Source organism: Pedobacter sp. L105 (assembly GCF_009765875.1).
Lineage (GTDB): Bacteria > Bacteroidota > Bacteroidia > Sphingobacteriales > Sphingobacteriaceae > Pedobacter.
The window spans coordinates 1,153,797-1,166,006 of sequence record NZ_LMUP01000004.1 but is presented as its reverse complement, the minus strand read 5'-3'; the positions used below and the strand labels follow the sequence as shown (position 1 = coordinate 1,166,006).

Annotated in this window: 13 protein-coding genes; 10 read left to right on the top strand and 3 right to left on the bottom strand. The window is 40.2% G+C overall.

The genetic code is table 11. From position 1 onward, the window contains the following. Window positions 1-12: 12 nt before the first annotated feature. Window positions 13-1,116 (top strand): DNA replication/repair protein RecF, encoded by a 1,104-nt coding sequence (locus GSQ84_RS10220; RefSeq protein ID WP_158797394.1) that lies wholly within the window; start codon window positions 13-15, stop codon window positions 1,114-1,116. Next, the gene (locus tag GSQ84_RS10215; RefSeq protein ID WP_158797110.1) at window positions 1,109-1,399 is read left to right on the top strand and encodes a DUF721 domain-containing protein; all 291 of its coding nucleotides are present in this window, start codon (window positions 1,109-1,111) and stop codon (window positions 1,397-1,399) included. Before GSQ84_RS10220 ends, GSQ84_RS10215 begins: the two co-directional genes overlap by 8 nt. Window positions 1,400-1,401: 2 nt before the next feature. Here the strand turns inward: GSQ84_RS10215 and GSQ84_RS10210 are convergent, their stop codons facing one another. From GSQ84_RS10210 to GSQ84_RS10200, 3 genes are all read right to left on the bottom strand, one after another. Continuing rightward, the gene (locus GSQ84_RS10210) at window positions 1,402-1,587 is read right to left on the bottom strand and encodes a hypothetical protein (protein ID WP_158797109.1); all 186 of its coding nucleotides are present in this window, start codon (window positions 1,585-1,587) and stop codon (window positions 1,402-1,404) included. Window positions 1,588-1,657: 70 nt separating this feature from the next. Then, a complete protein-coding gene (locus GSQ84_RS10205) occupies window positions 1,658-2,377 on the bottom strand; it encodes an FKBP-type peptidyl-prolyl cis-trans isomerase (RefSeq protein WP_158797108.1) in 720 nt (239 codons plus the stop codon). Between the two features lie 81 nt (window positions 2,378-2,458). Then, a complete protein-coding gene (locus tag GSQ84_RS10200; RefSeq protein WP_158797107.1) occupies window positions 2,459-2,878 on the bottom strand; it encodes a nucleoside-diphosphate kinase in 420 nt (139 codons plus the stop codon). 105 nt (window positions 2,879-2,983) lie between these two features. On the opposite strand from GSQ84_RS10200, the gene GSQ84_RS10195 reads away from it, so the two are divergent. The 8 genes from GSQ84_RS10195 to GSQ84_RS10160 all read left to right on the top strand — a co-directional run bounded on the left by GSQ84_RS10195 (window position 2,984) and on the right by GSQ84_RS10160 (window position 12,159). Beyond that, window positions 2,984-3,994: a bifunctional oligoribonuclease/PAP phosphatase NrnA gene (locus tag GSQ84_RS10195; protein WP_158797106.1), complete on the top strand. Its 1,011-nt coding sequence runs from the start codon at window positions 2,984-2,986 to the stop codon at window positions 3,992-3,994. A gap of 250 nt (window positions 3,995-4,244) precedes the next feature. Continuing rightward, window positions 4,245-5,246 carry an FKBP-type peptidyl-prolyl cis-trans isomerase gene (locus tag GSQ84_RS10190; protein ID WP_158797105.1) on the top strand — a complete coding sequence of 334 codons (1,002 nt, stop codon included), beginning with the start codon at window positions 4,245-4,247 and terminating at the stop codon, window positions 5,244-5,246. 67 nt (window positions 5,247-5,313) lie between these two features. Then, window positions 5,314-6,081 (top strand): TatD family hydrolase, encoded by a 768-nt coding sequence (locus GSQ84_RS10185; RefSeq protein WP_158797104.1) that lies wholly within the window; start codon window positions 5,314-5,316, stop codon window positions 6,079-6,081. Between the two features lie 6 nt (window positions 6,082-6,087). Further along, on the top strand, window positions 6,088-7,104 hold the full coding sequence (locus GSQ84_RS10180) for an asparaginase (protein WP_158797103.1): 1,017 nt from the start codon (window positions 6,088-6,090) through the stop codon (window positions 7,102-7,104). Window positions 7,105-7,211: 107 nt separating this feature from the next. Then, the gene (locus tag GSQ84_RS10175; RefSeq protein WP_158797102.1) at window positions 7,212-8,627 is read left to right on the top strand and encodes a rhodanese-like domain-containing protein; all 1,416 of its coding nucleotides are present in this window, start codon (window positions 7,212-7,214) and stop codon (window positions 8,625-8,627) included. A gap of 5 nt (window positions 8,628-8,632) precedes the next feature. After that, window positions 8,633-9,601: a YpdA family putative bacillithiol disulfide reductase gene (locus GSQ84_RS10170; protein WP_158797101.1), complete on the top strand. Its 969-nt coding sequence runs from the start codon at window positions 8,633-8,635 to the stop codon at window positions 9,599-9,601. Between the two features lie 81 nt (window positions 9,602-9,682). Beyond that, complete coding sequence (locus GSQ84_RS10165) at window positions 9,683-10,654, top strand: polyprenyl synthetase family protein (protein WP_158797100.1); 972 nt, start codon at window positions 9,683-9,685, stop codon at window positions 10,652-10,654. A 53-nt stretch (window positions 10,655-10,707) separates the two neighbouring features. Continuing rightward, entirely contained in the window at window positions 10,708-12,159 is a 1,452-nt protein-coding gene (locus GSQ84_RS10160; RefSeq protein WP_158797099.1) for a M28 family peptidase, read from the top strand. Window positions 12,160-12,210: the final 51 nt, after the last annotated feature.

Sequence of the window (12,210 nt, the reverse complement as noted above, 5' to 3'; positions counted from 1 at the left end):
ACAGATAATACTATGTGGTTAAAAAATATTACTCTGCTCAACTTCAAAAATTATTCTGATGCTGATTTGCGCTTTTCTAAAACCGTAAATGCATTTGTAGGGAATAATGGTGCCGGGAAAACCAACCTGCTGGATGCGATCCATTACCTGTGCCTCTGCAAGAGTTATTTCAATCCGATTGATAGTCAGCAGATCAAAACTGAAGAAGAACTTTTCCTGATACAGGGAGATTTTGACCGGCAGGAGAAAAATGAAAAGATTACCTGCGGGGTAAGGAAAAATCAGAAAAAACAATTTAAAAGAAATAAAAAGGATTACGATAAGCTTGCCCATCACATTGGCCTTTTCCCATTGGTAATGATCTCTCCCTATGATGTGACCATTATTATGGATGGAAGTGAGGAGCGGCGCAGGTTTATGGACAATGTGATTTCACAAACGGATGCCCAGTACCTGGATGAACTGATGCTGTATAACAGACATCTGCTCAACAGGAATGCGCTGCTGAAACAGATTGCCCTTACACGGCGTTATGATCCTGCATTGCTGGAAATATTTGATGAACAACTGGTGAGTTCCGGGGAGAAGATCTTTGAGAAACGCAAACAGTTTATGCTGGATTATATCCAGCTGTTTAATAAATATTATCAGTATCTTACAGAAGATGCCGAACAGGTAAGCCTCACTTATCAGTCGCAGCTCAATGATACTGCATTTGATAAGTTATTGCTGCAGTCTGTAGAAAAAGATAAAATTCTCGAAAGAACCACGATGGGTATCCATAAGGATGACCTGATCTTTAATATCAGTGATATGCCATTGAAGAAGTTTGGTTCGCAGGGACAGCAGAAATCTTTTCTAATTGCATTGAAATTGGCACAGTATGCTTACGTTGAAAAATATAAAGGTTTTAAACCACTGTTACTCCTGGATGATATTTTTGATAAACTGGATAACCACAGGATGTTTAAACTGATGGAAATGGTTTCACACCATGATTTTGGCCAGATCTTTATTACCGATACAGGAAAAGAAAGAGTAGTAAATATTTTTAATCAGATCAAAGTTCCGGTAACTTTGTTTGAGGTGACTAACGGAACCATACAACATGCGTAAACCTAATGATATGACCATGAAGGATGCCATCACCAAGATGCTGTCCGTTTACCGTTTAAAAGGAAAGTTTGATGAAACTGGTGTGGTAGCGATGTGGCCTGAAATTATGGGCACCGCTATTGGAAACAGGACCACGCAGATCTATATTGCGCATAAGAAACTCTTTGTAAGGATAGAATCTTCAGTGATTAAAAATGAGCTCTTAATGGTAAGAACCGGCATCATCCAGAAATTGAATGAACGTGCCGGTTCCGAAGTTATTACAGAAATTGTATTCCTTTAAGGTTAGCTTTTTCCGCCGCCAAAAATTTTGCTGATTACCCAGATAATTAGTGCAAGTACAACAACTACCACAATTATTCCAGACCAAACGCCGGCCTTGAAAATGCCCTCGATCATTGAACAACTGGATAAAGTTGTCGCTAAGAGTGCAATAATAGCTAATGGGAAATTTTTTTTGATAGTGTTCATGATAGTTTGATTTATTTTATTTGAACACAACAACAGATTGGTAGAATGGTTTGCCCCGGTAGTCCCAATTTTATTTTCCGTTCACTTTAAGCAATTCAATTTCAAAAACAAGGGTACTGTAAGGAGGAATATCCTGTCCCGCACCACGTTCGCCATAAGCTAAGTTGTAAGGAATGAAAAACTTGTATTTTGCACCTGGAGACATTAGCTGCATACCTTCCGTCCAGCCTGGTATTACCCTATCCAGGGATAAAGAAAGTGGCTCGTTCCTGTCGTAAGAGCTGTCAAATTGTTTTCCGCTTAACAGCATACCTTTATAATTTACCAGTACTGTATCTGTAACTGCTGGTTTAGGGCCGCTGCCCGGTGTGATTACCAGATATTGTAAGCCGCTTGCTGTGGTTTTTACACCCGGGTTCTTTTTGTTATTCTCTAAAAAGTTTTTTCCTTCTGCAATGTTGGCGGAGAATTTAGACTGACTTACTGTTTTGAACAGGCTTTCTATTGCTTTCTGTGAAGCTTCCTGGCTCATTAAAGGAGGATTACCGGCGAAAGCATCTTTTAATCCCTTCACCATCAATTCATAATTTAATGTTTTTAAACCGCTGCCTTTTAAACTTGAAGCCATTGATAAACCGAAAGCGTAACTCGCCGAGTCCAGCAGATTTGTTGGTTTTAAGGTTGAAGAGGTAGCTTTAGTACTTTTTTTTACTGCTGGTTTGTGTTTTGTTTGTGCAACTGCTGCATAACCGCAAAGGGGGATCAGTACGGTGATCAATAATTTCTTCATGAATGTAATTGGTTGTAAAGGTTGTGACAAAAAATAAGCACCCTTTTGGGGGGTGCTTATCATATAATGAGGTTAAGGGGACTAAAAACGTTCAGCCGCAGTAAAGAAGAAATCGCCTTCAATTGCTGCATTTTCATCAGAATCAGATCCGTGAACTGCATTAGCCTCGATAGAGTTTGCATATTTGTTACGGATAGTACCTTCTGCTGCATCGGCAGGGTTGGTAGCACCGATTAATTTTCTGAAATCTTCGATTGCATTGTCTTTTTCTAAAATCGCTGCTACGATAGGTCCTGAAGACATAAAAGTAACCAGGTCAGTATAAAAAGGACGTCCTTTGTGAACTTCGTAAAATTTACCAGCAGTTTCTTCTGTTAGTTTAGTGTATTTTAAAGCAATGATTTTAAAACCAGCAGCAGTAATGTCATTGATGATAGCACCGATATGTCCGTTTGCTACTGCATCTGGCTTAATCATTGTAAATGTTCTATTTGTACTCATTTTTTTTGTTTATTTGTTTTGCAAAACTACATTTTATACTGATAATTTTAAACATCAAATATAAAGGAATCATTTATTCATTAAATTATTAGCTTTGCAGCGAATATGCTATCCCTTTCCGAACTTAAGTCACTGCTGGCTACGCCACAGAAAATTGTAATTACTACACATCACAAACCTGATGGAGATGCTATGGGCTCATCTTTGGGTTTATATGCTTATTTAATTCAGCAGGGTCACCATGTAAAAGTGATTACACCCACAGATTATCCCTATTTTTTGCATTGGCTGCCAAACAACAGCGATGTAATGATCTATACAGAACAAAAGGAAGAGGCCGAACAGCTGGTTGCTGATGCGGCACTTGTTTTTTGTCTCGACTTTAACACTTTATCCCGTATCAATGAGCTGGGTGAGGTGATACGTAATGCCTCTGCTTTTAAGATCATGATCGATCATCACCTTGATCCGGAAGATTTTGATGATTACAGGCACTGGAGTATCAATGCCTGTGCTGCTGCGCAGCTGGTTTATGATTTTATTGTCAATGAACTGGATGACGCCGATAAGGTTAATAAAGATGTAGCTACCTGTTTATATACAGGTATCATGACTGATTCAGGATCTTTCAGATTTGCTTCTGCCGGTTCGGCAGTGTACCGTATTGGTGCCGACTTGATCGATGCAGGTGCGGAGCACTGGCGCATCCATCAGCTGGTATACGATAATGCTTCAGAAAACCGTTTACGTTTCTTAGGGAATTGTTTAACAAATAAGCTGGAGATTGTAAGGGAATTGAATACGGCAATTATTTCGGTGACTGCTGAGGAGTTGAAACGTTTTGATATCATCACCGGTGATACAGAAGGAATTGTAAATTATGCACTTTCTATCAACGGTATAAAATTAGCTGCTTTTATCATTGAAAGAACTGATAAAGTTAAATTATCTTTGCGGTCGACCGGTGATTTCCCGGCAAACGAAATTTGTAAGAAATACTTTAATGGCGGTGGACACAGAAATGCGGCCGGTGGTTATTCAGATAGAAACCTGGAGGATACCATCAGTTATTTTAAATCCATTTTGCCGGAATATAAAACACAATTATTGCAATAAGGGGGATTTTGGTAGCTATTACCTATCTTCACGGCTAATTATTTAGGGACAGCGTAAAAAAATCACCAAATATATAATAAATATATAATAAACGAGAACAATAAATTTGAAATGAAACATGGGCTAATTTCATTATCATTAAAAAAAACAATTAACATTCAAATGAAACCTGCATAGCTTACAGCTTACCTTGAAAATGATAAGTAAGCTGGATGCAAGCTTCATAACCATCAAAAAACAATAAGTTAAAATGAAAAAAACATTAGTAATTCTTTTTGCAGCTTCACTTGGTTTAGCGGCTTGTAACAACTTCAAAAAAGGTCCGGGAGGCATTATGTACCAGATCATTAAAACTGAAGGAAAACCTAAGATCGTTGAAGGTGATATCATCAAAATCAATGCGGTTCAAAAAACTGAGAAAGATTCAGTAACCAGCAGTACTTATGACATTCAGCAGCCAGCTGTATTCCCTGTTTCTAAAAAACAATGGGCAGGTGATATTTCTGATGCTTTGCAATTATTGGCTGAAGGTGACAGTGCTACTTTCAAGATCAATCTGGATTCAATGGCTAAATATTCAAAACAAGCTAAACCTGTTACCCAGAAAGATAAATACATTATTTTCACTGTGAAAATTGAGAAAGTAATGCATAAAGAAGCTGGTGAAGCTGACTCTACTTTCCAGAGAAAAGCAACTGATTTCTTCAAAAAAGATTTCCAGGCTACTGTAGCTAAACATAAAGCAGCAGAAGCAGGAAAAATCAAGAATTTTATTGAAGATAAAAAACTGAAAGTACAAACTACAGCTTCAGGTTTGCAATATGTGATCACTGCTCCTGGTGATGCACAAAGAGCTACACCTACTGATACCATCATGATCAATTACACAGGTAAATTGCTGACTAAAAAATCTGACGGTAAAGAAAACATCTTCGATACAAGTGTATTAACAGTAGCTAAAGAATCAGGTAAATTTAACCCGATGGCCCAATATGGTCCTCGTCCATTTACTTTAGGAAGAGCAATTCCAGGATTTGACGAAGGTATCCAGTTAATTGGAAAAGGCGGAAAGATCACTTTGATCATCCCTTCTAAATTAGGATATGGTGAAGGTGGTATGCCTCAGGGTGGTATCACTCCATTCTCTCCTTTGGCTTTTGATGTAGAAATTACTGATATTAAAAAAGCTAAACCAGGTGCAGTTCCTGCTGCAGCACCAGTAATGACTCCTCCTTCAGCTCCAACAAAATAGTTTTAAGCTAATGATAGTTATCAGCCCTGTCCGAATTTCGGACAGGGTTTTTTTGTAACTTTGTTTTATGCTTTTAACCGATACCCACACGCATTTGTATTATGAAACAGATGAAGAAAAACAGGCATTACTCTTTCAGCGTTGTTTTGAAAACAGCGTAACCCGTTTATTTTTGCCAAACGTTGATCTTTCTTCGATTGCAAAAATTGATGAGCTGGTCAGGAAGTACCCTGAGAATTGTTTTGCCATGGCAGGACTGCACCCCTGTGATGTAAAAGAAGATTATGCGCAGGTTCTGGCTGAGATCTATCAAAGTATGGAAGGTAAGAAGATCTACGCAATTGGAGAGATCGGTATAGACCTCCACTGGGATAAAACTACTTTAGCTATACAGCAGACTGCTTTCCGTGAACAGATTAAATGGGCCAAGGCGATGAAATTGCCTATCGTGATCCATTGCCGTGAAGCCTTCGATCAAGTTTTCGAAGTTCTGGAGGCAGAAAAGGGAGATGACCTGCGAGGAATTATGCATTGTTTTACCGGGAATCTGGAACAGGCAAAAAAAACAATTGAACTTGGATTTTACCTGGGGATTGGCGGTGTGGTGACCTATAAAAAAGCAGGCTTGGATGAGGTACTGATGCATATTCCGCTGGAACATATTGTGCTGGAAACTGACTCTCCTTTTCTGGCACCGGTTCCCTACAGGGGCAAACCCAATGAAAGCAGTTATCTGGTTCATATTGCGCAGCGTGTAGCTGATATTTATAATTTATCCATCGAAGAAGTGGCGGAGATTACTACAGCAAATTCTGTCGACATATTTAACGTCTGATCATTCATGACAAAAATTTTGATTATTTATACAGGCGGAACCATAGGAATGGTTAACGATCCTTTAACAGGTGCGCTGATACCATTCGATTTTAAACAGATCAGGCAGAATGTACCGGAGCTAACCCGTCTGAATTATCACCTGGATGTACATTCATTTGATCCTATCCTGGATTCTTCCAATATGAACCCTATCATCTGGGCAGAGCTGGCCGGTATCATAGAACGTACCTATCATGAATATGATGGTTTCGTTATTCTCCACGGTTCAGATACCATGGCTTATACGGCTTCTGCTTTAAGTTTTATGCTGAAGAACCTGGCTAAGCCGGTGGTGCTAACGGGGTCGCAGCTGCCGATAGGAGAAATCAGAACTGATGCAAAAGAAAACCTGATTACTGCACTCGAAATTGTGGCCACTAAAAACAATGGTTTAGCGATGGTTCCTGAAGTATGTATTTATTTTGATTACCAGTTATTCCGCGGCAACAGGGCCATTAAATACAATTCAGAAAAATTTGAAGCTTTTCAATCGCCCAATTACCATATTCTGGCAGAAGCGGGAGTGAACTTGTCTTTTTATGGCAATTATATCCATCATCATCCAAAAGGAGCTTTTCAGGTGCAGTCTGATTTCAATCCCAATATAGGCGTACTGAAATTGTATCCGGGCATTACCCCGCAGGCTGTTCAGGCCATTACCCGGTCGTCTGTAGATGCCATCGTACTGGAAACTTTTGGGTCGGGCAATACCACTACTGCACCCTGGTTTATTCAAAGTTTACAGGAGGCGCTGGATCAGCAGAAGCTGATTATAGATATTTCACAATGTCAGGGCGGATCAGTAGAGCTGGGCAAATATGAAACCAGTAAAAAGTTGCAGCAGATGGGTATCATTAGTGGTTTCGATATGACATTTGAAGCAACAGTCACTAAGCTGATGTACTTAATGGGCCAGCGTTACAGCAATGTTGAAATCGCGGCATTAATGGAACAATCCTTACGCGGAGAGTTGACCCATTAAAGTAATCCTTCTGTAATTTGAAAAGTTAAAACAGGAGTTAAGCGATAATTACCTTATTTTTGAAGATAGAGCGTATGAGCTTAAGTATTAAATAACAAGATTTACCCATGAAGATAGAGCAAATTTATACAGGTTGTCTGGCTGAAGCAGCTTACTATATCGAAAGTAATGGTGAGGCTGCAATTATTGACCCGCTTCGTGAAGTTCAGCCTTATTTAAAAAAAGCTAAACTGGCAGGAGCAACAATCAAATATATTTTTGAGACGCATTTTCATGCCGATTTTGTTTCTGGTCACGTAGACCTGGCACAGCAATCAGGCGCAAAGATCATTTACGGGCCAACAGCGAAGACAACTTTCGCCTCTTATATTGCCAAAGATGGCGAAACCTTTAAAATAGGCGATTTAACTGTCACTGCGTTGCATACACCCGGCCATACTCTGGAATCTACTACTTATCTGCTGAGTGATAAAGACGGAAAACCTTACTGTATCTTTAGTGGTGATACGTTATTTATTGGTGATGTAGGAAGGCCGGACCTGGTACAAAAAGGAGCACAGTCTATGGAAGATATGGCAGGTACGCTGTATGATTCCCTGCAATCTAAAATTCTTTCTTTGCCGGATGATGTGCTGGTTTATCCGGCCCATGGTGCCGGGTCTGCCTGTGGTAAACACATGAGCAAAGAAACCTTTGATACTTTAGGACACCAGAAAGAAGTCAATTATGCTTTAAAAGCAGTTGATAAAAACGACTTTATTAAACAAGTGACCAGCGGAATGCTGCCTCCTCCTCAATATTTTGCAAAGAATGCATTTATCAATAAACATGGTTATGAAAGTTTTGCTGCCGTACAAAAAAAAGGGTTAATTCCAATGGACCCTGCAGATTTTGAAGCCACAGTTAATCATATGGGTGCTTTGATCCTGGATACCAGGGATGCCCAGGATTTTGCAAAAGGCTTTATTCCTTCATCCATTAACATTGGGCTTAACGGACAATTTGCCCCATGGGTAGGCGCTTTGATCACCGATCTGAAACAGCCGCTGCTTTTAATTGTAGAAGATGGAATGGCAGAAGAAGCCATTACGCGTTTGGCAAGGGTAGGCTATGATGAAACGATCGGTTATCTGGAAGGCGGAATTGCCGCGTGGATAACAGCCGGTAAAGATATAGAGACGATCACTTCTATTCCTGTTAGTGAGTTTGAAAAGATCCTGAATGCCGATCCTCAGGTAAAAGTGCTGGACGTCCGTAAGACAGGGGAATATGAAACCGGTCACCTTGAAGTTGCAGCTACACGTCCACTTGATTATATCAACGACTGGACAAATGAAATAGATCCTGCCGGAACTTATTATGTGCATTGTGCAGGAGGATACCGCTCGATGGTTGCTGCTTCTATTCTTAAAGCAAGAGGAGTAGAACATGTAATTGATATTGCAGGGGGGTATGCTGCTATAAAATCAACAGATTTAAAACAAACCGACTTTACTGTCACCTCGAAAGAATTAATACGCTGATCCTAATGGAAGAATACGATGTACTCATTGTAGGTGCCGGCCCTATAGGGATGGCTTGTGGTATAGAAGCCCAGAAAGCCGGACTTACTTATATTATTGTAGATAAGGGTGCACTGGTAAATAGCTTATACAATTATCCTGTTTTCATGACTTTCTTCTCTACTTCCCAGAAGCTGGAAATAGGAGGGATTCCCTTTGTGAGCATTAATCCTAAACCGAACAGAAATGAAGCGATAGAATACTATCGCCGGGTGGCAGAGAAGTTTGATTTAAAGATCAATCTTTTTGAAAGGGTGGAAGATGTGAAGAAGGTAGCCAAAGATCATTTTGAGGTAACGACTTCTAAAAGGAACTATAAAGTAAAAAATGTAGTAATTTCTACAGGTTTTTATGATGTGCCTATTCTGATGAACGTTCCCGGAGAAGAGTTGCCTAAAGTAACCCATTATTATAAAGATCCGCATTTGTATGCTTTTCAAAATGTAGTGGTCACCGGAGCAAATAATTCAGGTGTGGATGCCGCGCTGGAAACTTACCGTAAGGGGGCGAAGGTTACGATGGTAATTCGCGGTGCTGAACTGGGGCCTCATGTAAAATACTGGGTACGCCCGGATATTGAAAACCGGATTAAGGAAGGAAGTATTACGGCCTATTTTAATTCGGAGATAGTTGCTATAGAGAAGGACAGCGTGACCATCAAAACCCCTGACAGTACGTTTACGATAGCTAATGATTTTGTAATTGCCATGACAGGCTACCGGCCTGATTTTGATATGCTGAAAAAATTAGGCGTAAACCTGGCCGCTGATCCGTCCGATCTTCCTGCCTATGATCAGGAAACGATGGAAACGAACCAGTCGGGATTGTACCTGGCAGGTGTAGTTTGCGGTGGCATGGATACACATAAATGGTTCATTGAGAACTCCAGGGTACATGCAGAACAGATTTTTAAACATATTGCTGCACAGCATTAAGATGAATTTAATTTTAAACTTTTATTAAAGCCTGCTTTTAGCCGAATTTAATTAAGTTTGCACACAAATTTTAACACCTGAATGCCAGGAATAGATCAGATTAAGAAACCCATAGCCGCAGATATAGAAGTATTTGAAGAAAAATTCAAAGCTTCAATGCATAGTGATGCACCATTGCTGGATCGTATCACCCACTATATTGTAAAAAGAAAGGGTAAGCAGATCAGACCGATGTTTGTCTTTTTTGCTGCCAAACTTTGCGGGGGAATTATTGAATCTACCCACCGTGGTGCTGCCCTGGTAGAACTATTGCATACCGCTACCCTTGTTCACGACGATGTAGTGGATAATGCTTATGAGCGCAGGGGATTTTTCTCTATCAATGCTTTATGGAAAAATAAGATTGCTGTGCTGGTTGGTGATTACCTGCTGGCCAAAGGGCTGCTGCTTTCTGTAAATAATAATGAATTCCGTTTGCTGCAAATTGTTTCTGAAGCCGTGAAACAGATGAGTGAAGGAGAGTTGCTGCAGATAGAAAAAGTAAGGAGAATGGATATCGGGGAGGCTTTATATTTTGATGTCATTCGCCAGAAAACCGCTTCTTTAATTGCTTCCTGCTGTGCCTGTGGTGCAGCTTCAGCCGGTGCTGATGAGGAGACTGTAGAAAAAATGCGCCTGTTCGGTGAAAAAGTAGGTATCGCTTTTCAGATTAAGGATGATACCTTTGACTTTGGTACCGATGATGTAGGTAAACCTTTGGGGATAGATATTAAAGAAAAGAAAGTTACCCTTCCACTAATCTATGCTTTAAACCTGGCCGATAAGGCAGAAAAAAAGAAGATGATCAACCTTGTCAAAAACCACAATGACGAACCTGCCAAAATTCAGCAGATCATTGATTTTGTGAACAGTAAAGATGGTGTACATTACGCCAATCAGAAGATGTCTCAATATCAGCAGGAGGCATTTGATATCTTATATACTTTTGAAGAAAGTGAAGCCAGAACGGGGCTTGAACAGCTGGTTCGGTATACCACAGAGAGAAAAAAGTAATTATTTCTTTTTTTGAAGCTAATATTTCGATATATTTTCAGAAAATATCGCTCATGAAGACTCTTTTCTCTTTTTTGCTCACCCTAGTGGGTGTCTCTGCCTACGCACAGGATAACTTTAGTGCCGCTTTTACTCAAATCAATACCGATGTACAGCAGCACTCCAAAGCTTACAGCACACTAAAAGCAGCCACAGAAAATATTGGTCATCGTTTAACAGGTTCTCCAAATGGAGCCAAAGCAGAAGCTTATGCTTTTAGCCTGTTGAAGTCCTATGGTTATGAGGTCCGTTATCAGCCTTTTGAAGTAGAGAGCTGGAGCCGCCTGACCAATGAAACTAAGATTGGGGATACAGAAAGCAGTTTAAAAACGGTGAAGTCAGTTGCCCTGGCCTATTCACCTGTTAAATCATCTGTTACTGCCGCACTGGTGGACATGGGAAATGGTCTGGAGGAAGATTACGTAAAAGATACGGCAAAGGTAAAAGGTAAAATTGCACTGGTTTATTTAGGTGTACTGCCTGGTTCTGCACCAGGAACGCCCGGCCTTCACCGTTCAGAAAAAACGGCTATCGCTATTAAACATGGTGCTGCGGGTATCATCATTATCAACGGGGTAAAGGGTGGCGTGCTGCTTACAGGAACAGCTTCTGTGAATGGCAAGCTGATCACCATCCCGGCGGTTTGTATCGGCCTGGAGGATGGAATGCAGCTTAAAGAATTGCTGTTAACAAAACCTCAATATGCCAGTCTGAACATGACCAACTTTTCTGGTCTGATCAAAGCAAGAAATGTGATCGCTACTTTAAAAGGCAATTCGCTTCCTGAAGAGAAGATTGTTATTGGCGGCCATTTAGATAGCTGGGACCTTGCTACCGGAGCGATAGACAATGGAATAGGGTCTTTTGCCGTTATAGATATGGCAAGATCATTTAAAGCGTTGAACTTAAAAACAAAACGCACAGTGGAGTTTGTGCTGTTTATGGGAGAAGAGGAAGGATTACTGGGTTCTGCGGCTTATATCGCAGCAGCAAAAAAACATAACGAACTGGATAAAGTGAAATTTATGCTCAATTATGATATGGTTAATGACCCTAAAGGATTTTCAACCAGTCGTGAGGAGATGAAGGAATTATTTACAAGCTGGGGAAGCCAGATCACACCTATAGATACAGGATTTAAAAATCTTTTTTCTGCAGCAGCAGGTTTACATAGCGACCATCAGTCATTTATGCTGGAAGGCATACCTGTAGGTACAGGAACAGGTGGAGAACTTCCTAACCATTCCGGACAATTTTATCATTCTGACGGGGACAAATTTAGTTTGGTGGATGAACAGCAGTTAAAAAATACGGTTCGCTATAGTGCAATGCTGCTTTATGCGCTGGCTAATACACCGGTTATCCCTGTCAGTAAACAATCTGATGAAGAGCTAAAAGCTTTTTTGATCGCTCACCAACTGGAATTGCCTTTAAGGATTGCCGGAGAATGGCGATGGAACAATTAAAGAAAATCAGGTCATTACAGATTTTCATCTATATTTATCACGATATAAAAA